This is a genomic window from Aeromonas sp. s11 (assembly GCF_040907945.1).
Taxonomy (GTDB): Bacteria; Pseudomonadota; Gammaproteobacteria; order Enterobacterales; family Aeromonadaceae; genus Aeromonas; species Aeromonas veronii.
In genome coordinates, this window is the sequence record NZ_JBFOCU010000062.1 from 438,909 (window position 1) to 461,072 (window position 22,164).

The following is a 22,164-nucleotide window of genomic DNA, read 5'->3' on the forward strand; positions in this document are numbered from 1 at the left end:
TCATTCGGGGGCAGCACAGGCTGCCCTTGCTAATTGCCTTCATAAATAGCACTTTATAAACAGTGTGTTGTGATCGCCTTCCTTCGACATAATCCCCGCATTTTTTCCGCTAACAACCGCTGTTAAAGCGGTTCCGATGTAACAAAACTGTCATGCAACCGCCATATAATGCCGCGAAGCCTAGCTTACATTGAGGTCTTGCATGTCATCGGAATCGTTAAACCTGGTCATGGCGGGCAGTAGAAAACGCCGGATCAAGGATAAATTGGCCAAATATGGCGTCACCACAGGCGGAGCCCTGGTACTGGTGGCGCTGTTGCTTATCTTCTTTTATCTGCTCTATGTGGTGAAACCCATCTTCAATGGCGCCTCCATGGAGCCTGCCACCTCGTTTACCCTGCCCGTCGCAGGGAAGACAGCCTGGCTCGGCATGGAAGAGCAGAACGAGATCGGCTATCGCTTCAACGATAAAGGTCAGGTCAACTTCTTCGCGCTACAAGGAGATGACAAGATCAAGGTGGGCCAGTCACTGGGCCAAGCCCAGGTTGCTGGCGACATCAGCACGGCCACAACGCCTGCGCCGGGCCAAAAGCTGATTGCCTACGGCTTTGCCGATGGCAAGGCACTGGTTGTCCAGCCTGCGTTTAAGGTCTCCTACCCCAACGATGTGCGGGTGATTGAACCCAGCCTGAAATATCCCTTCGGCGAAGAGCCTGTGGTGATCGACCCGCAAGGGAAGGCGCTGCAACGGATGGTGTTCGAAGCCACCAAGGACAAGATGGCGACCGCTGCCGTGACCGAAGATGGTCGTGGCGTGATGACTGTGATGAGCGGCGAGGAGAACTTCATCTCCGGGGAGATTGAGTGGAGCAGTGAAAACTACACGATCCCCTCTTTGCCGCGTCATGTGGATCAGATGTTGCTGACCCCCAATCTGCGGATCCTCTTTGTACGTCAGGGAAATCGTCTCTCCGTCTATGACATTCATAACCTGAGCGAAATCTCCCTGCGCAACGTGCTGGAGATCAATGCCACCAACGCCAACGTGACCCGGGTCGAGCTGCTGGCTGGCGCTTCTTCGCTGCTGGTAGGTAATGACAACGGCGTCATCTCCCAGTGGTTTGAAGTGGCAAAGGATGGCAAACGTCAGTTCACCCAGATCCGTGATTTCAAGGGTGATGGCGCGGTAGATCTGTTGACTCCCGAGCACTTTCGCAAAGGCTTCATCAGTGCCGACAAGGACGGCATCATCAGCTTCTTCCACGCCACCGGCGAGACCAAGCTGCTGACCGAGACAGTAGAAGGGGGGGAGCTTTCTGCCCTGGCCATCTCTCCACGCCACAATGCACTGTTGATGCAACAAGGCGACACCTTCAAGTTGTTTACGGTTGAGAATGATCACCCCGAAGTGACCTGGTCTGCCCTCTGGCAAAAGGTATGGTACGAAGGGTATCCGGAACCCCAGTATGTGTGGCAATCCACCTCCGCCAGCAACGACTTTGAAGCCAAGCTGAGTCTGGTACCCCTTTCGTTTGGTACTCTCAAAGCCGCTTTTTATGCACTGTTGTTTGCTGTACCACTCGGGATTGCCGGTGCCATCTATACCGCCTACTTCATGTCTCCGGGGATGCGCAAGTTTGTTAAACCGACCATCGAGATCATGGAGGCATTGCCAACCGTTATCCTCGGTTTCCTGGCAGGTTTGTGGCTTGCTCCCATCGTGGAAGATTACCTGCCGGGCATTTTTATGATGCTGGTGATGCTGCCGATGGGGATGCTGCTTGCAGCTCTGCTATGGCATCTGTTGCCTGATGCTCTCAAGCAAAGTGTGCCTGAGGGCAGTCAAGCCGTCTTGCTGATCCCTGTCGTTATTCTGATTGGCTGGATGGCTCTTACTCTCAGTCCTGTCGTCGAAAATGCGTTTTTCGGTGGTGATACCCGTAGCTGGCTCACCAATGTAATGGGGATCAAATTTGACCAGCGCAACTCGCTGGTGGTCGGTATCGCCATGGGCTTTGCGGTCATCCCCACTATCTTCTCTATTGCTGAAGATGCGGTCTTCTCGGTGCCCAAGCATCTGACTCAGGGCTCGCTGGCGCTGGGGGCCACCCCGTGGCAGACCCTGAGCCGGGTGGTGATCCTCACCGCGAGCCCGGGCATCTTCTCTGCGGTGATGATGGGCCTTGGCCGCGCCGTGGGCGAGACCATGATCGTACTGATGGCCACTGGTAACACCCCCATCATGGACTTCTCCATGTTCCAGGGGTTGCGTACCCTTGCCGCCAACATTGCGGTGGAGATGCCGGAGTCGGAAGTGGGCAGCTCCCACTATCGAGTGCTGTTCCTCGCGGCCTTCGTACTGTTTGTGTTCACCTTTTTCTTCAACACCCTGGCCGAGTTTGTCCGCCAGCGGTTGCGTGAAAAATACAGCTCCATGTAACGGGCAAGGAATCGACAATGGGTAAGTGGTTTAAATCAGGGGCCCCCTGGATCTGGATGACCGGCGGTGCCGTCAGCCTGAGCCTGGTTGCGGTACTGGGTCTGTTGTTGCTGATCGGCTGGCGTGGTCTGGTCTACTTCTGGCCCCACCCTATCTATGAGTGGCAACTGGAAGACGCCAGCGGTAACAAGAGTGTGTTGGTTGGTGAAATCAATGACAGTGAGCTGGTGCCGGTTGAACGCCTGCGAGCCGCAGGATTGCCATTGGCAGGTGAAGAACGTGAGGTGTTGACCCGTTATCTGGTCAAGACCGGCAACCGCGAGTTCGTTGACCTCGATTTTCGCTGGGTTCTGGAGACTGATATCAAGTCTCAGGCTCTTCCTGTCGAGATGGCAATGATAGAGCGTACTACCAACGGCAACTTCTATGGCTATGTGGTAGAGGCCAAGGAAGATGGCGTAGTGCATGAGCAAGATTTACACAAAGTGCTCAAGCGGATGCTGGCTCGAAGCAACGGTTTGTCTGAACAAGCCAACGAGTTGCAAAAAGGCCCCATTGGCGCCATCAACTACCAATTAGAGAAGCTGCGCCTCAAGGAACGTAAAGCAGAGCTCGAAAATGAGCTGACCGATCAGCTCAAAGCGGAGCTGGCCAGTGAGCGTCAGGCCCTCAACGATCGTTATCAGGTGCTGGAAAAAGAGCTCTTCTCCCTGCGTAGCCAAGCCGATCGCGACGCCATCACCGTCAAGGATATGCGTGGCGAGCTGGTGACCATGCCGATGTCCAAGGTACTGGACGTGGTATGGCCCAACGACATGAGCCTGCTGGCCAAGGTGGGTCACTGGTTCCATCAGATTGGCAAGTTTGTTTCCGGTGAGCCTCGCGAAGCCAACACCGAGGGCGGGGTGTTCCCGGCCATCTTCGGTACCGTCTTCATGGTTATCCTGATGGCGATCATCGTGACCCCGCTGGGGGTGGTAGCAGCGGTTTATCTGCACGAATACGCGGGCAAGAACAGTCTGACCAAGCTTATCCGCATTGCGGTGATCAACCTGGCGGGCGTGCCCTCCATCGTTTACGGCGTGTTTGGTCTTGGCTTCTTCGTCTACACACTCGGTGGCTCGCTGGATCAGTTGTTCTACCCGGAAGCGCTGCCGAGCCCGACCTTTGGCTCACCCGGCGTGATCTGGTCGGCGCTGACCCTGGCCATCCTGACCCTGCCGGTGGTGATCGTCTCCACCGAAGAGGGTCTGGCGCGGATCCCGAGCACCATCCGTCAGGGCTCGTTGGCACTGGGCGCCACCCAGGCCGAGACCCTGTGGCGCATCGTGCTGCCGATGGCGAGCCCGGCCATCATGACCGGCCTTATTCTGGCGATTGCCCGTGCAGCCGGTGAAGTGGCGCCGCTGATGCTGGTGGGGGTGGTAAAACTGGCACCGACCCTGCCGATGGATGGCAACTTCCCGTATCTGCATGTGGAGCGCAAGTTCATGCACCTAGGCTTCCACATCTATGACGTCGGCTTCCAGAGCCCCAACGTCGAGGCGGCCCGCCCGCTGGTCTACGCCACCTCCTTCCTGCTGGTGACGGTGATCGTGGGCCTTAACCTGACCGCAATCGGCATTCGTAACCACTTGCGCGAGAAATTCCGGTCGCTGGAGCATTAATCCGGCGCCGCATGAGTGATACAAGAGTGAGATAACAGAGGGGCGGCCGAGCGCGAGCCGCCATCTCTCTGCACCAATACGTGAGGGGCGCCGGCAGCTGTCCGGCCACTCCAGATAGATTTTGAGGTAACAGATGATCAACGTAACGACCACGTCTACCCAGCACACCGCGCTGGACCTGCTCAACCTGACCCCGGAGCAGACCGCGCTGGAGGTGAAGGATCTCAACCTGTACTACGGCAGCAAGCAGGCGTTGTTCAACGTCAACATGAAGATCCCCAAAGGGCAGGTGACCGCCTTTATCGGCCCGTCAGGCTGTGGTAAATCGACCCTGCTGCGCTGCATCAACCGGATGAACGATCTGGTGGAGATCTGCCGCATCGAGGGGGAAATTCAGCTGCACGGCCACAACATCTATGACAAGAGCGTTGATGTTTCCGCCCTGCGCCGTCAGGTGGGCATGGTGTTCCAGCGCCCGAACCCCTTCCCCAAGTCCATCTACGAGAACGTGGTCTATGGTCTGCGCCTGCAGGGGATCAACGATCGTCGCACTCTGGATGAGGCCGCCGAGCGCTCCCTGCGTGGTGCGGCCCTGTGGGACGAGGTGAAGGATCGTCTGCATGACAACGCCTTCGGTCTCTCCGGTGGTCAGCAGCAGCGTCTGGTGATTGCCCGCGCCATCGCCATTGAGCCGGAAGTGTTGCTGCTTGATGAGCCGACCTCGGCGCTCGACCCCATCTCCACCCTGACCATCGAGGAGCTGATCAACGAGCTCAAGAGCCAGTTCACCGTGGTGATCGTGACCCACAACATGCAACAGGCTGCGCGCGTGTCGGATCAGACCGCCTTCATGTATATGGGCGAGCTTATCGAGTACTCGGATACCAACACCATTTTCACCACCCCGGCCAAGAAAAAGACCGAAGATTACATTACCGGTCGTTACGGCTAAGGAGAGGAGAGGATGAATCTCAGCAAACAGATTGGCAGTCGGTTCAACGGCTAAGGCATAATCGGAGCAATCAAGGATTATTTGTATGGACAATATGAACCTCAATAAACACATCTCCGGTCAGTTCAATGCCGAGCTAGAGAGCGTGCGCAACCAGGTGCTGGTGATGGGCGGTCTGGTGGAGCAGCAGCTCACCGACGCCATCGCGGCGATCCACGATCAGGATCTCGATGCGGCGCGTAAAATCGTGGCCAACGACCACAAGGTCAACGCGATGGAAGTGGCGATCGACGAGGAGTGCACCCGCATCATCGCCAAGCGTCAGCCGACTGCCTCCGACCTGCGACTGGTGATGGCCATCATCAAGACCATCACCGATCTGGAGCGCATTGGCGACGTGGCCGACAAGATCGCCCGCATGCTGACCGACAACGCCAACAAGCCGCAGCCGCCGTTGGTGTCGCTGGAGAACATGGGCCGTCGTACCATCAAGATGCTGCACGATGTGCTCGACGCTTTCGCCCGCATGGATCTGGATGCGGCGCTGGCGGTCTACAAGGAAGATGACAAGGTAGACCGCGAGTACGAGTCCATTATCCGCGAGCTGATGACCTATATGATGGAAGATCCCCGCACCATCCCCCAGGTGCTCAACGTCCTGTGGGCGGCGCGTGCCATCGAGCGGGTCGGCGATCGCTGCCAGCACATCTGCGAGTACATCGTCTACTACGTGAAAGGCAAGGATGTGCGCCATACCAAGGCGGACGATCTGGGCACCTTGCTGGGCAAGGGCTAACCGGAAGTGAATAAAAAGGCGCGTGAAGCGCCTTTTTTGTTGCATAACTGGTCGGAGTAAGATAAAGCCCCCAACTGGCTGTTTTCTGATAGAATACTCCCCTGTGTGAGTCCCGGATGGGCTCACGGTCCGGTCTCCCGGGCCCAGTTTGCCGTCTTGTGCTAAGGCGGGTGTAGCAATAGGTTAATCATGAGTTTTGCCGATAGTTTGTTCTTTTTAATGCTGCTGGTTGGCGGCAGTGTGTTCTTCTCCCTCTCCGAGATCTCTCTCGCCGCGTCTCGCAAAATCAAATTGCAGGTGATGGCGGATGAAGGTAATCGCCAGGCCGAAAAGGTGCTGGCCCTGCAGGCCCAACCGGGCAACTTTTTCACCGTGGTGCAGATTGGCCTCAATACCGTCGCCATTCTGGGCGGTATCCTGGGTGAGTCTGCCCTCAACCCCGCCATCAAGGGGATTGTCTCCCAGTTCTACCAGGGCCCCTGGCTTGGCGAGATCAGCTCCGGTGCCTCCTTCGTGTTCGTCACCGGCATGTTTATCCTGATCGCCGACCTGATGCCCAAGCGTCTGGCCATGACCATGCCCGAGCAGATTGCCGTGGTTGTGGTGCGCCCCATGCTCTTCTTCGTCACCGTGTTGATGCCGCTGGTGTGGGTCTTCAACGGATTGGCGAACTCCCTGTTCCGTCTGATGCGCGTCTCCACGGTGCGTAACGACGAGATCACCTCCGACGATATCTATGCGGTGATGGATGCCGGTGCCGAGGCGGGGGTTATCCAGCGTGAGGAGCATCAGCTCATCGAGAACGTGTTCGAGTTGCAGTCCCTTGGTGTCACCTCCGCCATGACGGCCCGCGAGAGCCTCATCTACTTCACCCTGCAAGAGAGTGAAGAGAGCATCAAGGCGAAGATCGCCGAACATCCCCACAACAAGTTTCTGGTCTGTGACCACAACCTCGACAGTATCAAGGGCTTTGTCGATGCCAAAGAGCTGCTGATCCGCGTTATCGGTGGCCAGAGCATCGACCTGATCGGTGGCAACCTGGTGCAGAACGTCATCATCATCCCCGATACCCTGAACCTCTATGAGGCGATGGAGTACTTCAAGAATCATCGTGGCGACTTTGCCGTGGTGATGAACGAGTACGCGCTGGTGGTGGGGATTGTCACCATGAATGACCTGATGAGTACCGTCATGGGCGAGTGGGCCACCCACGTGGTGGAAGAGCAGATCGTCCAGCGCGACGAGAACTCCTGGCTGGTGGACGGGGTCACCCCCATCTCCGACGTGATGCGCGCCTTCGATATCGAAGAGTTCCCCGAGAACCAGAATTACGAGACCATCGCCGGCTTTATCATGTATATGCTGCGCAAGATCCCCAAGCGCACTGACTCGGTCAAATACGCCGGTTACAAGTTCGAAGTGGTCGATATCGACAGTTACAAGATTGATCAGCTGCTGGTTACCCGGGTCGAACCGGCGGTGGCCGAGAAGCCAGCTCAGGAATCGTAAAAGGAGCGACATAAGAGTCATGAAGATGCAGTCTCATTTCCGTGCGCTGGCCTGTGTCGCGCTCGCCCTGGCACTGGGTGCCTGTAGTCAGAGTGCGCCGCGCAAAGCCACAGTGGCAGCCAAGCCGGTTGCCCCCAAGCCTGCCGTGGTCGTGCCGCAGCCGGATCCCGATGCGGTGGTACAAAGCGGCATGGCCGAGCCGAGCCCGGTCTTTGACGAGCAGTATCACGGCCCGGATCAGGGGTCGCTGGAGTCGGTGACCGCCCTGTTTGCCCGTGGGTATATCGAGTCCGCCATGCGCGAGACCATGCTGGCGGCGGTGCACAACGACTATCCGCTGCTCGGCATGCGGGATGTACGGTTGACCGATCCGGTCTCCAAATTCCTCACCTCCGAGCATGCGGCCACCACGGCCCATGACTACCTCTATGCGGGTGTGCAGCGTCGCCTCGGTCGTCCTCTCAGCCCTGCCCAGTGGGAGCAGATCTGGCGTGGCCTGCCGCAGCAGGGTCGGGTCTCCGACTGGGTCAAACAGATCAAGCGAGTGCTGGCCGGGCGTTAAGTTACCAGCTGATCAAGATTGTGAAGAGGCCACCTTCGGGTGGCCTTTTGCATTTCTGCGTTTGCCTCGCCGTTTGCACGCTGATTTCTGCTGATACTGATTGCCGCCCGTGGCACTTTGTTTTATCTTTATTTGGCCATCTAAACATCTATATGTTTTTATGGCTGCATAATAAAAGGGCTTCCCAAGATGAAGCTGGACGATCTGCTGCGATTCGATGCGAAACCGCAGATCAACAAAACAAACAGATAAATACGCAAATAAACAACGCATATAACAAAGAGACACGACAGATGGAAACCAGGGAATTGTGGGTGCTGGATGGGGGCATGGGGCGCGAGTTGGCACGGCGGGGGGCACCGTTTCGTCAACCCGAGTGGTCGGCGCTGGCCTTGATGGAGGCGCCAGAGACGGTGCGTGACGTGCATCAGGCCTATGTGGCTAGCGGTGCCCGGGTCATTACCACCAACAGCTATGCGCTGGTGCCGTTTCATATCGGCGATGAGCGTTTCTTTGCCGATGGGGAGGGGTTGGCAGCGCTGGCCGGTCAGCTGGCCCGTGAGGTGGCTGACGAGCAGTATGGCGCCGTGCAGGTGGCGGGTTCCCTACCACCGCTGTTTGGCTCCTACCGTGCTGACCTGTTCAAGGCGGACAGGGTGAGCGAGTTGGCGATGCCGCTTATCCGGGCGCTATCTCCCCATGTGGATATCTGGCTGGCCGAGACCATGAGCCTGATTGCCGAGCCACTGGCCCTGAAAGCGCTGCTGCCTGATGACGGCAAGCCGTTCTGGGTCTCCTTCACGCTGGAAGATGAGGCGCCGGGCAACAAGCCGCGACTGCGTTCCGGCGAGCAGGTGGCTGATGCGGTGACCGCGCTGGTGGCGGCCGGGGTCGATGCCATCCTGTTCAACTGCTGTCAGCCCGAGGTGATCGAGGGGGCCCTCGAGGTTGCTCGCGCCCGATTGCAGGCGCTGGGCCGCGCAGACATTCGCCTCGGTGCTTACGCCAACGCCTTCCCGCCGCAGCCCAAAGAGGCCACCGCCAATGACGGGCTGGACGAGATACGCGCCGATCTGGGGCCGCTGGATTATCTCGGCTGGGCCGAGCGCTGGCGCGCGGCCGGCGCGAACCTCATCGGCGGTTGCTGCGGCATCGGCCCCGAGCATATTCAGGCGCTGAGCAGCCGGTTGCGCTAAGGAGCTTCCATGAAAGAGAGCAAGATTGGGCTCTGGTCCCTCACCGCGCTGGTGTTCAGTTCCATGGTGGGGGCGGGGATTTTTAGCCTGCCCCAGAACATGGCCGAGGTGGCAGGCGCCCGCGCCGTGCTGATCGGCTGGGGCGTGACTGGAGTGGGTATAGTGGCGCTCGCCATGAGTTTTCTCTATCTGTCGCGACTCAGGCCGGATCTCGACGGCGGCATCTACAGCTACGCCCGCGCCGGTTTTGGCGATCTGGTGGGCTTCTTCTCCGCCTGGGGTTATTGGCTCTGCGCCACCATCGGCGTGGTGGGCTATCTGGTGATCGCTTTTGCGGCGCTGGGCAGTTTTATCGATACCCCTGAGCAGATCTGGTTTGGTGACGGCAATACTCTGGCGGCGTTTGTCGGCGAGTCCTGCATCCTCTGGGCGGTGCACCTGCTGGTGGCCCGCGGCGTGCAGCAGGCGGCGCTGTTCAATCTGGTGGCGACTCTGGCCAAGAGCCTGCCGCTGCTGCTGTTTATCCTGTTCGCCTGCTACTGGTTCGACCCGGTCACCTTCGCGGCGGATCAGCAGGGCAGTAGCCTGGCGGTGCCGGTTTCCGAGCAGGTGCGCAACACCATGCTGATCACCCTCTGGGTCTTCACCGGTATCGAGGGGGCGGCGGTGCTGTCGGCCAGGGCGAGAAACAAGCGGGATGTGGGCACGGCCACTGTGCTCGGCGTGGTGCTGGCGCTGCTGCTCTATGTGCTCATCTCGGTGCTGGCGCTCGGAATATTGAGCCGACCCGAGCTGGCGGCGCTGCCCAACCCCTCCATGGCAGGGCTGATGGCCCAGATGACCGGCTCCTGGGGCAAGCTGCTCATCAGCGTCGGCCTGATCGTCTCGGTGCTTGCCTCCTACGTGAGCTGGACCCTCTTCTCGGCGGAGGTACCGTTCAGCGCAGCCCGCCACGGTGCGTTTCCTGCTATCTTCCGGCGCCAGAACCGCAACGGGACGCCTATCGCATCGCTCTGGCTCACCAGCCTGACGGTGCAAACATGCCTGCTGCTGGTGTGGCTGCTCGGCAAGGGCTACACCAGCCTGCTGCTTATCTCTACCTCGATGATTTTGGTGCCCTACCTGCTGATCGGCCTGTTCTTGCTCAAGCTCTCGTTCAGCAAGAAGGGTGATGGCGGGCAGTGCCGCGGTCTGATGCGGGCGGTGGCACTGGTGTCGAGCGGTTACGGCTTCTGGCTGCTCTATGCCGCCGGGGTGGAGTATCTGCTGCTGTCGTTGTTGCTCTACGGGCCGGGTCTGCTGCTGTTTCTCTACAGCCGTCGTCAGCTGGGCGCAGATCTTTGCCTGAGTGGTCGCGAGCGGCTGTTGGCCGGAGTGACCTTGCTGAGCCTGATCCCCGCCGTCTGGTCGTTCGCCCATCTTTGACACCGAAGATATGGCTGACCATAAAAGAGAGCGCCACCGTGGCGCTCTCTTGTTATCAGGGACTGGTTATCAGGGGCTTGCTATCCGGGTGTTGCGATTCGGGGCGAAGGCCTAGCGGCTGGCAGGCCCAGCCGGTTTGCCAAACAGCACCGCGAGTTTTTGTCGCCAGGGTAGGCCACGGGCGTCGCGCAGCATGTCGCGCCACTCGTGGAAGGTGAGGGTGAGGGGATTGAAGCTGTGGATCGGCTTGGTGATGCCGAAGCGGCACGGCTCGGCCGGGTCTTCCTCGACAAAGGTGCCAAACAGCCGATCCCAGATGATCAACACCCCGGCGAAGTTGCGGTCTATGTACTTGGCGTTGCTGGCGTGGTGCACCCTGTGGTGGGAGGGGGTGTTGAAGATCCACTCCAGCCAGCCGAGCTTGCCCACCACCTGAGTGTGGACGAAAAACTGAAAACCCAGGCTCAGCAGCACGGTGGCGACCACCGCCTCGGGCGGGAAGCCGATGACAATCATCGGGATCCAGAACAGCCACATGCCGGAGATGGGATACATCAGGCTCTGGCGAAAGGCGGTGGAGAGATTGAGTCGCTCCGAGCTGTGGTGCACCACGTGGGAGGCCCACAGCCAGCGCACATGGTGGCTGGTGAAGTGGAACAGCCAATAGCAGAGATCCTGCAACAGGAAGAGCAGCAATACGCTCCAGAAGGTGAGGTCGATGTCGAACAGTCGCCAGCCCCAGAGGGTGTCATACAGATAAGCAATGGCGATGGCCGCCAGCGCATCGCCCCCCTGATGCATCAGGGCCAGCGCGGCGTTGGCGAACAGATCCCGCCACTGGTAGGTGGCGGTGGGAAAGGCCGCGCCATGTTTGCGCAGGTAGAGCATCTCCCAGCCGATAAAGGCCAGAAAAACCGGGGAGAGGTAGAGCAAAAGCAGTTGCACATCCATATGCGGCCATCCATTCAGAGCAATTGCTCTCCAGCATAAAGGATGGCTTTAATAATTCATTAACATTTTTCTGCCAACGAAGAGATGGCATGAAATATGGCGCGGCAGCAGAGGAAGGTGCGCTGGATGGCTATGCTTGATGCAGGCTTTTTCAGGAGGTGCTGGCTTATGCGCGTCTGGTGTTGCTTGTTGCTGGGGTTGTGCATGATGGCGCACGCCAAGACCCGGGTCGAGATCCTGGCGGATGCCGCCTATCCCCCCTACTCCTGGCAGGAAGGGGAGGAGGTCAGGGGGATCTATGCCGACATCATCCGCGAGGTAACCTCTGCCATGCCTGACTATGAGGTAGTGCTCAAGCCCATGCCGTGGCGGCGGGGGCTCAGCATGATAGAGCAGGGATCTGCCTTTGCCATTTTCCCTCCCTATTACCAGCCTGACAATCGTCCCTGGATGTGGCCCTACTCCCAGCCGTTGCTCGATGAGGAGCTGGTGGTGATGTGTGGTGCCACAGTGGCTGCCAATACCCCGGAAGCCCAATTCCCTGCCGACTATCACGGCTTGCGATTTGGTATCAACGCCGGTTTTGCTATCGGCGGAGATGCCTTCTGGCAGGCAGTGAAGGATAAAAAAATCGATATAGAGGAGGTAAAAAGCAACCGGGAAAATTTGCTCAAGATTGTCCGCGGCCGGGTCGATTGCACCATCAATGATCGCCTCTCCCTGCTCTATGAGTTGCTCAACATGATAAAGGCCGATCAGCTGGCGGTGGCCGATATGTCCCTGCTCAAACAGGGGCCGGTGCTCAGCAAGGAGCAGGGGTTTCTCGGCTACAGCCGCAAGGGGGAGTACCCCTACAAACAGGCCTTTATCGACCAGTTTGACAAGGAGCTCTATCAGCTCAAAAAACGTGACGGGGTGAAAGTGATCGTGGAGCGCTATCTGGGAAAGTCCCCGCGCTGAGCCGATGAGAGGGGCACTCGGGTTCAGCTGGGTTAAGCCTGCTCAGCGTGACACACAAGAAGAGGGACCTTGCGGTCCCTCTTCGTTTAGCCAGCAGAGCATGTTGGCTACAGCACCTGACTCAGGAACTGGCGCAGGCGTGGGGAGGGAGGATTGTCGAAGAAATCGGCCGGTTTTTCATCCACCAGCAGTTCGCCACTCTCCATAAAGAGCACCCGATCCGCTACCTCGCGGGCAAAGCCCATCTCGTGGGTCACCACCACCATGGTCATCCCTTCGCGGGCCAGCCCCTTCATCACATCCAGCACTTCCCCCACCATTTCGGGGTCCAGCGCACTGGTGGGCTCGTCAAACAGCATGATGCGTGGCTGCATGGCGAGAGCCCGGGCGATGGCCACCCGCTGTTGCTGACCGCCGGAGAGTTGGGAGGGATAGCTGGCCGCTTTCACCGACAGCCCCACTTTCAGCAGCAGCGCCTTGGCTCTGTCTTCGGCCTCACGGCGCGACAGGCCACGCACCTTCTGCGGAGCGAGGCAGATATTATCCAGCACCGTCAGGTGGGGGAAGAGGTTGAAGGACTGGAACACCATGCCCACCTCTTCCCGCAGCTTGTTGACATCGCCCGGCTCGGTCAGGCTGATGCCATCGACCACGATATTGCCGTCGTTGATGGTCTCCAGCTGGTTGAGGGTGCGCAGGAAGGTCGATTTGCCCGAGCCGCTGGGGCCGACAATCACCACCACTTCCCCTTCGGCCACCTGGGTGCTGACATTTTTCAGGGCGTGCACTTCGCTACCGTAGAACTTCTCTACGCCGGTCGCCTTGATGATGGGATCAGTTGCTGCGCGCATATTTCGCCTCCAGAAAACGAACCGGGAAGGCGAAGGGGGTGCCGGTGATGGCTGCACTTCTCGACGCCTGTGGCACCTTGATGATGGGATCAGTTGCTGCGTGCATATTTCACCTCCAGAAAACGAACCGGGAAGGCGAAGAGGGTGTCGGTGATGGCTGCACTTCTCGACGCCTGTTGCACCTTGATGATGGGGTCAGTTGCTGCGTGCATATTTCACCTCGAGACGGCGTACCAGGAAGGAGAGGGTGCCGGTCAGCACCAGATAGAGCAGGGCCACGGTGAACCACACCTCGAACGGGCTGAAGGTAGAGCTGACCACCTCGCGTCCCGCCTTGGTCAGGTCGGTGATGGAGATGACCGAGACCAGCGAGGAGTCCTTGATGAGGTTGATGAATTGGCCCGCCAGCGGTGGCAGCACCCGCTTGAACGCCTGCGGCAGGATGACGTAGCGCATGGTCTGGGCGGAGGTCATACCCAGGCTGCGGCCCGCCTCCATCTGCCCCTTGTGGATGGAGCTGATACCGGCGCGGACGATCTCCGCCACATAGGCGCCGGTAAAGACCGCCAGCGCGGCGACCCCGGCGGTGAAGCGATCGAGGTTCAGCACGGTGCCGATAAAGAAGTAGACGATGAAGATCTGCACCAGCAGCGGCGTGCCGCGGATGAGCTCAACGTAGGTGACCGCCAGATTGCGCAGGGCGGGATTGGGGGAGAGGCGCGCCAGCCCGGCCAGGGTGCCGAGCAGGATGGCGAAGATGCCTGCTACCAGCGAGAGCTTGACGGTGACCCAGACGCCCCAGGCGATGGGGCCTGCGGTCCAGCTCAGTTGGGTGTCGAGGGTATCGCCACGAAAAATGGTATCCCCTTCGGCGACTTGTACGCCGGTGCTGGCAATGGCTTGCCGCACATTGGGGTCGAGATCGTCTTGCAGGAACAGCTTGCCCTTCTCGGCCTCGCTGGTACCTGCAATCACGGTGCCGTCAAATTCGGCCAGATTCTTCTGCTCCGCCTGATAAGCGATGTACTGGGGAATGCGTTCCCAGCGCCAGGTGTAATCCACAGACTGGACAGCCTTGTAGATGCCGAATACGGCAACCAGCAGCATCAGCAGGAAAACCCCATGCCAGAGCAGCTGATTGGGCTGCTTTTCCATCTGTCTTGTCGGTTTGGGTGTGTGCACAGTCACAACCTCTTCTCGTTATTGTGTGGGGTGTTGCGAGAGGGGGCGGCAAGGCGCCCCCTTTTTGAGGTTATTTGAGCTGACTCAGCCAGGCGTTGGATTCGAACCACTTCTTGTAGAGGCGGTCGTAGCTGCCATCGCCCTTGATTTGGCGCAAGTAGTTGTTGAACCAGTTGAGGGTGTCCTGATCTCCTTTGCGGATGGCCCAGGCCAGCGGCTCGAAGGTGAACGGCTTGTCGAGGTGTACCACGGCGCCCTTGTTCTGGGAGGCGAAGATGGCGTTGTAGGGCAGGTCGTAGACGAAGGCATCGACCTTGCCGTTGATCACTTCCAGCTTGGCGTCATCCTGGGTTTCAAACTGCAGCAGGGTGGCTTTCGGGATGAGGCGCTTGACCGCCTGCTCGCCGGTGGTGCCGAGCTTGACCGCGATCTTGTATTTCGGGTCGTTGAGGTCGGTGAATGATTTGATTTCGCCCGCCTTCTCTTTGCGCAGGACTATGGTCTGGCCGACCACGATGTAAGGATCGGCAAAGTTGACCCGCAGGTTGCGCTGGGGGGTGACGGTCATGCCGCCCATGATGACGTCGAACTTGTTGGTCAGCAGCGCCGGAATGATGCCGTCCCACGCGGTGTTGACGAACTCGACCTTCACGCCCATCTCTTTGGCGACCATCTTGGCGAGATCCACGTCAAAGCCGATGTATTGGCCCTGCTTGTTAGTCATCTCGAAGGGTTGATAGCCTGCATCGAAGCCGACTCGCAGTACGCCGCGTTCGAGCACGGCATCCAGGGTGGAGGTGGGGGCAGGGGTCGGGGCCGCCGTGGCGATCCCGCAAAACAGCAGGGTAGAAAGAATCAGTTTTTTGATCATAAGTGACGTCTCTGTCGGTGGTGTGTTCGGCCTTGAACCTGATCCCGTGCGACTCCGTGGCACAAGAGACTGCTGCATCCGGCAACAGGCAAGACAGGATGAATGTCTTGAGCGGGACAAAAGCCCCATATGAGATGCTATGAATAGTGGTTGAGTGAAAAATGTACCAAAAACAGATTGTGTCAGAAGACTCAACAGGTTAGAGACATTTATTGCTCATGGCTTCATTCATAAAATCACACGAAAACAACATATCTATCTAATTGAGTGGGTTCAAGCCCAAATTATCCCCAAGACATTTTGTTACAAAGTCAGGGCGCCGCTTGCGGCTCTTATTGAGTTGATGGGCTCCGTAAGAGGCTTTTTATGGGGTTGATACGAATACGCATTGGTGGGATATCACACGCATTGCTCTGTTTGTCAGCAAACGAACGGGCTTTATTGTGAAAACCATCAAGTCGTACTGGGTCTTGGCAAACGCTTCTCATATACTCAGTTACCCTCTCTGCATGGCTTTGGTATGGACGCCTCACTACTGCTTAAGCTGGATATTTTTACCTTGATGATCATGGCCTTGTGTGGCTATTGTCTCGGTTTCCTCACTCTTACCATCATTCGTGTTACCCACAACGATATTCCCGGCGTCGGGGTCTGGTGGTGGTCCAGTCTGTTTGCCATGCTGGGTCAGGCGGGATTTGCCAGTCTGCTGTTGACACCCACCCCCTATGGCTCCTGGGTGGGTAATGTCTTCCTGATTTTTCATGTGTCGTTATTGCTGGTCGCCCAACGCTGTTTCTTCCGGCAATCGCCGGGCTGGCCTGTCTGCTGGGGATTCATCCTGCTGTTTGCCTCCATCATGACCTGGTCGGTCGCCATCGATGGCCGGATTGCGGTAAGGGTGATGATAAGCAGCGCCACCTTCATCGTGCTCAGTACGCTCATCATCTGGCAGCTCTGGCGGCACGGTCGACCCGATTATCAGGTGGCGGTATGGGTGCTGATTGGCCTCAATCTGGTGCTGATCGCCATGACCCTGATGCGGATGTTTACCGTGTGGGGCGAGGTGATCGAAAGCCCGTTCCAGCGTCAGCTGTTCAACGTGTTGCCCTATGTCTCCATGCTGGTGGGTAGCTCCATGCTCACCTTCGGGGTGCTGCTGCTCTGCAACCAGCACCGGGCGCTGGAGCTGCGCTATCAGGCCAGTCATGACCCGCTGACCGGGTTACTCAATCGCCGTGGTTTTATGGAACGTCTGGCCCGTGGACGCCCTGCACAGCAGGGGGCGCTGGTGGTGCTCGATCTGGATGACTTCAAGCAGATCAACGATCGGCATGGTCATGAGGTAGGGGATCGGGTGTTGGAGCGGGTCGGGTTGGCACTGCGCGAGCTGGAAGGAGTATTGGCCAGTCGCTTTGGAGGCGAGGAGTTTGTGCTGCTGTTTCGTCATGCCACCGCAGAGGAGGCGATCGCCCGTTGTCAGTCACTGCGGGTTCAGCTTGCGGCCAGCGAGGTAGAGGGAATCCATATCACCGTCAGCATGGGTATTGCTCACTGGCAGGGGGAGTGGCACTTTGACAGCCTGTTCAGCCGTGCGGATGACGCTCTCTATCGGGCCAAGCGGGAAGGGAAGAACCGGGTCTGTCAGGCGGCCTGATGCAGGAATAGGTTTAGGAATAACAGCAGGGCGCGTTGATCCGCGCCCTGTCTGTTTCTGTTTGCCGGATATAGCTTGTCAGCTGCCACCTGCTACTCTGCATTCGTTTGAGCGGCTCTCGGTGCCTGCGCCTTGAGGAAGGGGAGCAGCAGCAGGGCCGAAACGCCCGCTGCCACCGAGATCACCACGAAGAAGCCGTTCCAGTGCCAGATCTCCATCACCTTGGCCAGCGGATAGCCTGACAGCGCCGCCCCCATATAGGCAAACAGGCCGACAAAGCCTGTGGCCGCTCCAGCCGAGTTTTTGTGGGAGCACTCCGCCGCCGCCATGCCGATCAGCATCTGGGGGCCAAACACGAAGAAACCGATGGTAAAGAAGCAGGCCGCCTGCATCACATAGCTGAAAAAGGGCATCAGCCAGAGCGACCCCACCGCCAGCAGGATCCCCACCGCAAAGATGAGGTTCATCGGGCCACGGTTGCCGTTGAACAGCTTGTCCGATCCCCAGCCCGCCACCAGCGCACCGATAAAGCCTCCCACCTCGAACATGGAGATGGCCGAGTTGGCGCTCATCAGATTGAAGCCGCGCTGCTCGGTCATGTAGAGGTTGCCCCAGTCATTGATGGCGGTACGCACCACATAGACCAGCACGTAGCAGCAGGCGAGCAGCCAGATATAGGGGTTGCCCAGCACATATTTGCGTAGGATCTGGCGGTGGGAGAGCCCCGCATCCTGAGTCTGCTGGGCCAGCTCCATGGCATCCTTGCGCCACTCGCCCACCGACGGCAACCCCATGGCACTCGGGGTATCGCGCAGTCGCCAGCAGAGGAACAACCCCGCGATGATGGCGATAAGGCCGGGCACTATCATGCCGTAGCGCCAGCCATGTTGCAGAGCAATGGTGCTGACGATAAGGGGAATGAGCGCCCCGCCGACGTTGTGGGCAGTGTTCCAGGCCGACCACCAGACGCCGCGCTCGGTGCGCGAATACCAGCTGGTGAGCAGCTTGGAGCAGGGGGGCCAGCCCCAGCCCTGGAAGAAGGCGTTGGCGACCCAGAGGGCGGCAAACATCCAGAGTGCCGACGAGAGGCCGAACAGGATATTGATAACGCCGGTGGCCATCAGTCCGACACCCATAAAGTAGCGCGGGTTGGCGCGGTCACTGATGATGCCGGAGAAGAACTTGGAGCAGCCGTAGGTGATATAGAACAGAGTCCAAAGCATGCCGATATCGGACTTGTCCAGCATGCCGCTTGCCAGCATGTCCGGCATGGCGAAGTTGAAGCTCTTGCGGGTGAAGTAGAAGACCGCGTAGCCCAGATACATGGTCAGCAGCAGGTGCAGCCGCCAGTGGCGATAGGTGGCATCGATCTCGGCCTGATCCCGGATAAGGGGCCGGGGCGGCGCGCTTCTCATAAAACTCAGCACAGGCAGGCCCTCTGGTGGTGATTAGCCATGACTCTCCTCCCGTCTGCGACTGGGCAGGTTGACCGTCAGCTGGGTGCCGTGGATGCAGGAGAGTTGCAGACTGCCCCCGAGCGCCTGTACCCGTTCGCGAATGCCGAGCAGGCCATAGCCCTGCTGCGGGCGGCTTTCCGGCAGACCGCGGCCATCATCTTCCAGCACCAGTTGCAACTGCTCGCCGCTGGCACGGGCGCGAATGGTGACCGAGTGGGCGTTGGCATGTTTGACCACGTTGTTGAGCCCCTCCTGACAGACCCGAAACAGGGTGACCCGCTGGGCATCCGAGAGATCCCCATCCGCCAGCTGCCACTCCAGCCGGGTGACGATGCCGTGACGCTCCAACTCCAGTTCTCTGAGTAGCGCCCGTACCGCCTGTTCCAGCGTCATGTCGTCGAGCTGGCGCGGGCGCAGCCGCCCGAGCAGGCCGCGCACCGCGTCATAGATCCCGAGCGACAGTGTGTCGATCAGGGCGCTGCTCTGGCCCACACCGGCATTGTCGGGAGCGAGGCGGCGCACGATCCCGGCCTGGGTACGAATGGCGGTGATGGTCTGGCCGATGTCGTCGTGCAGCTCGCGCGCCACCTCCTTGCGGATGCTCTCCTCGGTCTCCAGCAGCCGCTCGGTGAGCTGGCGATTGTGGGCGAGCTGGCGGGTCAGCGCCTGATTGAGTTCGCGCTGGCGCTGGATCCCGGCACCCAGCAGCAGGCCGGTGAGGCTCTGGGCCAGCAGGGAGAGCAGCAGATCCAGCGGGTGATCATGCCAGGCCTGACTGGCCAGCAGGGCGATGGTGTTCATCAGGGTGGCGAGCAGCGCCCCTTGCCAGCCGTAGCGCCACGCCATGGCGATGATGGGGATGGCGAGACAAAACGGGGTGAAGCGTACCAGCGAGTTGGGCAATCCCAGTTGCAGCCAGAGGCTCAATACGAACAGCAACAGATACCAGACCAGATGGCGAAAGCGCCACTCCACCGGTTGATCCACCAGCGCAGGCCCCAGCGGCACCCAGGTGGCGCGGGTGAGGTAGTGCCAGATCAGCATGCAGGTGGAGGTCAGCGTCAGCCCGCCGGTCAGGCTGAGCAGCAGGGCCGAGAGGCCATCTTCCCCCGCCAGATGCCAGAGCAGGGCTTGCAGCAGCGCCGCCGCCGTGACGGTGGCGAGCAGCAGCAACAGTTGCTGCCAGTCGTTGCGCACCTGTTGGCGACGGGCAATCAGCAGCGGTAGCAGGGTCAGCAGACTGCCCGCGACCAGCCAAGGCCAGTGGGGCAGCCCCACCTCCAGATTGAGCCAGTAGAGCAGCAGTCCTTCGCACAGCAACAGCGGCGGCCAGTAGTGGCCGGGACTTTGCAGCAGCAACCCGAGGCGCAGGCCGAAGGGGAACAGCAGCACCGCCAGCGCAGGGCCGCCCGCCAGATGCAGGCTGATGCTCCAGAGGCAAAACCAGCCGGCGGCAAAGATGAAACAGGCCGCCAGGGCGATGGCGACATAGCTGGCAAAACGGGAGATCACCAGCTATCCAGCATGCGGTGGGCCAGCTCGACGTTGTTGCTGACCTTGAGCTTGTCCATCAGGTTGGCGCGATGGACGTGGACCGTCTTGGGGGAGAGGCCAAGCTGCTCGGCGATGGCTTTCACCTCCAGCCCCTGTGCCAGCAACTGGGCAATCTCCCGCTCCCGATTGGTGAGGGGATCCCGGCTGCTGCTGGCCAGCTTCTGGGCGATGTCCGGCGTCAGATAACACCCCCCCTGGGCGGCGGTGCGTACGGCGGCGATCAGCTCGTCCGGACTGCAGCGCTTGGAGAGAAATCCCTTGGCGCCGGTCTGCAGCGCCTGCTCGATGAGGGCCGGGCTGTCATGCACCGAGAGCATCACCACCGCAAGGCCGGAGGGGAGCTGCTTGAGCAGATCCAGCCCCGATTGGTCGGGCATCGAGATGTCGCAGACGCAGACCCGCGCCCCGCTGCCGGGCAGGCCGGCAAGGGCGTCGCTGGCGGAGCCGAATTCGGCGACCACCTGCAGGTCTGGCTCCAGATTGAGCAGTTGGGCAAAACCGGATCGGACGATCTGGTGATCGTCGATGAGGGCAATTTTTATCATGATGTCAGCCTGAAATTCGGTGCGTCATGACCATGACGCGGCCAACAAGATACCTGCCCCCCGAGTCAGGCTCAAGCAGCAGCAGGAAAAGGGGCTAAAAACCGGGGGGCAAGGTGCGCAAAGCTTGATCGGGATCAGCTGGCAAGGGCGAGCAAGCGGGCTGATCAACAGGGGATGACCAGCCCGGGGGACTCAGCGGTGCAGCTCGCCGGCGCGCTCCGGCTGATAAACCACTTCCAGAATTTCGACCTCGATGGTGCGACCGGCCGGGCCCGGCCAGGCGATGCTGTCGCCCACTTTCAGGCCGAGCAGGGCGCTACCCACCGGCGCCAGTACCGAGATGTTGCTCTCGTCGCCCTTGGCATCGCGCGGGTAGACCAGGGTGAGGCAGAACTCGTTGCCGCTGCTCTGCATCTTGAAGCGCACCTTGCTGTTCATGGTGACCACGTCCGGCGGCATGTCGGCCGGTTCGCGGATCTCGGCGCGGTCCAGCTCCTCTTGCAGGGCCAGATGCTGCGGGTGGTTGCCGAGCAGTTGTTCGATACGGTCCAGATCAAGGCTGGAGATAACCAGATGAGGTTGTTTCATAAGATATTCCTTATCAATAGCGGATAGGCCCATACCGGCTGGAGCAGGTTGGCCATCACGCAAAGTGTTACAAAAATGGATTCAACAGGTTCAATCGATTGAAAATGCCATGCCCCCAAGCGACTCGCGGCCGAAGGAGCGAGGCGGGGGCTCAGCAGGGTGTGAGCAAATGCGAGGAAATAGCGAGTATTTTCATGGGGCTACCATAACCATTCTGGCCGGCCTTGGCAACCGCGATTGAGTGACTACTCAGGAGCCTGATAGTTGTACTGACGGATGATCCGCGCCAGTGTGCCATCATGGCGCATCTCGTCGATTACGGCTTGCCAGCGACGTCCCTCGGTGAAGGGGAACTCCTTGCTGGCGGCGACATAAAATTGGGTACGCATCAGAGTCTCCCCACGTACCAGCCGGTCGGTTGGCAAATCACCAAGGCGCTGGTTGTAGAGGATGGCGTTCCAGGCGGCCACCCAGGCATCGATACGGCCCCGATGCAATTTCTGTGCATTGAGCTTCTCGGTGGCCACGGTATCACTTTCAAGCTTAAGTCGTTGTCTGAGCAGATGCTGACCGAAGGAGTAGCGCAAGGTGCCGATCTGCAGCGGTGGGAGATCTGTCACTTTGAGGGGAGAAGGATGAAAGCGGCGATCGCTGACGATGACAAAATCGTCATCGAGTATCGGTGTTACCCAGTAGTAGAGGTGTTCCCGTTGAGTGCTGCGTACCGGCGGGATCAGCAGCACATCCTTGCGGTGGATAGCCTGAGTCAGGGCTCTGGCCAGTGGCATCAGCTCGATGGTGAGCGGTTCTTTGAGGCGTCGCGCGGCCTCTTCCATGATCTCGATGGCGACACCGCTTGGTTTGCCGTGAGAGGAGCGAATGACATAGGGGGGTAGCTCGGCTGCCACCAGCACAATAGCCTGGGCACCGGTGTTCACCAGCAATAACAGCAGGGCAAAAAAGGGCAGGCAGAGAGCGCGCATCAAGGTCGTGAGTCAGAGTCG

At 59.4% G+C, this 22,164-nt stretch carries 21 protein-coding genes; 10 read left to right on the forward strand and 11 right to left on the reverse strand.

Translation table 11 applies throughout. From position 1 onward, the window contains the following. Window positions 1-202: 202 nt before the first annotated feature. The 8 genes from AB5Y84_RS20605 (at window position 203) to AB5Y84_RS20640 (ending at window position 10,547) form a co-directional block, all read left to right on the forward strand. Entirely contained in the window at window positions 203-2,440 is a 2,238-nt protein-coding gene (locus AB5Y84_RS20605) for an ABC transporter permease subunit (RefSeq protein WP_069555288.1), read from the forward strand. Window positions 2,441-2,457: 17 nt separating this feature from the next. Then, window positions 2,458-4,107, forward strand: a complete 1,650-nt coding sequence (gene pstA / locus AB5Y84_RS20610; RefSeq protein WP_201908322.1) for a phosphate ABC transporter permease PstA — start codon at window positions 2,458-2,460, stop codon at window positions 4,105-4,107. A gap of 133 nt (window positions 4,108-4,240) precedes the next feature. Further along, complete coding sequence (gene pstB, locus AB5Y84_RS20615; protein WP_005334102.1) at window positions 4,241-5,059, forward strand: phosphate ABC transporter ATP-binding protein PstB; 819 nt, start codon at window positions 4,241-4,243, stop codon at window positions 5,057-5,059. A gap of 85 nt (window positions 5,060-5,144) precedes the next feature. After that, window positions 5,145-5,855 carry a phosphate signaling complex protein PhoU gene (gene phoU / locus AB5Y84_RS20620; RefSeq protein ID WP_005334097.1) on the forward strand — a complete coding sequence of 237 codons (711 nt, stop codon included), beginning with the start codon at window positions 5,145-5,147 and terminating at the stop codon, window positions 5,853-5,855. A gap of 189 nt (window positions 5,856-6,044) precedes the next feature. Continuing rightward, complete coding sequence (locus AB5Y84_RS20625; protein ID WP_005334094.1) at window positions 6,045-7,364, forward strand: hemolysin family protein; 1,320 nt, start codon at window positions 6,045-6,047, stop codon at window positions 7,362-7,364. A 19-nt stretch (window positions 7,365-7,383) separates the two neighbouring features. After that, complete coding sequence (locus AB5Y84_RS20630) at window positions 7,384-7,926, forward strand: hypothetical protein (protein WP_219594069.1); 543 nt, start codon at window positions 7,384-7,386, stop codon at window positions 7,924-7,926. Window positions 7,927-8,219: 293 nt separating this feature from the next. Beyond that, the gene (locus AB5Y84_RS20635; RefSeq protein WP_368177622.1) at window positions 8,220-9,122 is read left to right on the forward strand and encodes a homocysteine S-methyltransferase family protein; all 903 of its coding nucleotides are present in this window, start codon (window positions 8,220-8,222) and stop codon (window positions 9,120-9,122) included. Window positions 9,123-9,131: 9 nt separating this feature from the next. After that, complete coding sequence (locus AB5Y84_RS20640) at window positions 9,132-10,547, forward strand: basic amino acid/polyamine antiporter (RefSeq protein WP_257724910.1); 1,416 nt, start codon at window positions 9,132-9,134, stop codon at window positions 10,545-10,547. A gap of 111 nt (window positions 10,548-10,658) precedes the next feature. On the opposite strand, the gene AB5Y84_RS20645 is transcribed toward AB5Y84_RS20640, so the two are convergent. Continuing rightward, complete coding sequence (locus AB5Y84_RS20645; protein ID WP_257724908.1) at window positions 10,659-11,498, reverse strand: sterol desaturase family protein; 840 nt, start codon at window positions 11,496-11,498, stop codon at window positions 10,659-10,661. A gap of 168 nt (window positions 11,499-11,666) precedes the next feature. Between AB5Y84_RS20645 and AB5Y84_RS20650 the strand changes: the two genes are divergently transcribed. Further along, a complete protein-coding gene (locus AB5Y84_RS20650; protein ID WP_368177623.1) occupies window positions 11,667-12,458 on the forward strand; it encodes a substrate-binding periplasmic protein in 792 nt (263 codons plus the stop codon). 107 nt (window positions 12,459-12,565) lie between these two features. Here the strand turns inward: AB5Y84_RS20650 and AB5Y84_RS20655 are convergent, their stop codons facing one another. The 5 genes from AB5Y84_RS20655 to AB5Y84_RS20675 all read right to left on the reverse strand — a co-directional run bounded on the left by AB5Y84_RS20655 (window position 12,566) and on the right by AB5Y84_RS20675 (window position 15,362). Beyond that, the gene (locus AB5Y84_RS20655; protein WP_120414562.1) at window positions 12,566-13,309 is read right to left on the reverse strand and encodes an amino acid ABC transporter ATP-binding protein; all 744 of its coding nucleotides are present in this window, start codon (window positions 13,307-13,309) and stop codon (window positions 12,566-12,568) included. After that, window positions 13,293-13,415 (reverse strand): hypothetical protein, encoded by a 123-nt coding sequence (locus AB5Y84_RS20660; protein WP_368177624.1) that lies wholly within the window; start codon window positions 13,413-13,415, stop codon window positions 13,293-13,295. The genes AB5Y84_RS20655 and AB5Y84_RS20660 overlap by 17 nt, the downstream gene beginning before the upstream one ends. Beyond that, entirely contained in the window at window positions 13,399-13,521 is a 123-nt protein-coding gene (locus AB5Y84_RS20665) for a hypothetical protein (protein WP_005350727.1), read from the reverse strand. Before AB5Y84_RS20665 ends, AB5Y84_RS20660 begins: the two co-directional genes overlap by 17 nt. Continuing rightward, window positions 13,505-14,464 carry an amino acid ABC transporter permease gene (locus tag AB5Y84_RS20670; protein WP_368177625.1) on the reverse strand — a complete coding sequence of 320 codons (960 nt, stop codon included), beginning with the start codon at window positions 14,462-14,464 and terminating at the stop codon, window positions 13,505-13,507. The genes AB5Y84_RS20665 and AB5Y84_RS20670 overlap by 17 nt, the downstream gene beginning before the upstream one ends. Window positions 14,465-14,561: 97 nt before the next feature. Further along, on the reverse strand, window positions 14,562-15,362 hold the full coding sequence (locus tag AB5Y84_RS20675) for a transporter substrate-binding domain-containing protein (protein WP_005344600.1): 801 nt from the start codon (window positions 15,360-15,362) through the stop codon (window positions 14,562-14,564). Between the two features lie 520 nt (window positions 15,363-15,882). On the opposite strand from AB5Y84_RS20675, the gene AB5Y84_RS20680 reads away from it, so the two are divergent. Further along, window positions 15,883-17,016, forward strand: coding sequence for a GGDEF domain-containing protein (locus tag AB5Y84_RS20680; protein ID WP_368177626.1), 1,134 nt, complete (start codon window positions 15,883-15,885; stop codon window positions 17,014-17,016). 92 nt (window positions 17,017-17,108) lie between these two features. Here the strand turns inward: AB5Y84_RS20680 and AB5Y84_RS20685 are convergent, their stop codons facing one another. From AB5Y84_RS20685 to AB5Y84_RS20705, 5 genes are all read right to left on the reverse strand, one after another. After that, window positions 17,109-18,443, reverse strand: coding sequence for an MFS transporter (locus tag AB5Y84_RS20685; RefSeq protein ID WP_368177627.1), 1,335 nt, complete (start codon window positions 18,441-18,443; stop codon window positions 17,109-17,111). Between the two features lie 21 nt (window positions 18,444-18,464). Further along, window positions 18,465-19,985: a signal transduction histidine-protein kinase/phosphatase UhpB gene (gene uhpB / locus AB5Y84_RS20690; RefSeq protein ID WP_019445271.1), complete on the reverse strand. Its 1,521-nt coding sequence runs from the start codon at window positions 19,983-19,985 to the stop codon at window positions 18,465-18,467. Further along, window positions 19,982-20,572: a transcriptional regulator UhpA gene (gene uhpA / locus AB5Y84_RS20695; RefSeq protein WP_005334071.1), complete on the reverse strand. Its 591-nt coding sequence runs from the start codon at window positions 20,570-20,572 to the stop codon at window positions 19,982-19,984. Before uhpA ends, uhpB begins: the two co-directional genes overlap by 4 nt. A gap of 192 nt (window positions 20,573-20,764) precedes the next feature. Then, the gene (gene rnk / locus AB5Y84_RS20700; RefSeq protein WP_005334070.1) at window positions 20,765-21,160 is read right to left on the reverse strand and encodes a nucleoside diphosphate kinase regulator; all 396 of its coding nucleotides are present in this window, start codon (window positions 21,158-21,160) and stop codon (window positions 20,765-20,767) included. A 245-nt stretch (window positions 21,161-21,405) separates the two neighbouring features. Beyond that, entirely contained in the window at window positions 21,406-22,143 is a 738-nt protein-coding gene (locus AB5Y84_RS20705) for an ABC transporter substrate-binding protein (RefSeq protein ID WP_043823459.1), read from the reverse strand. Window positions 22,144-22,164 lie beyond the last annotated feature (21 nt).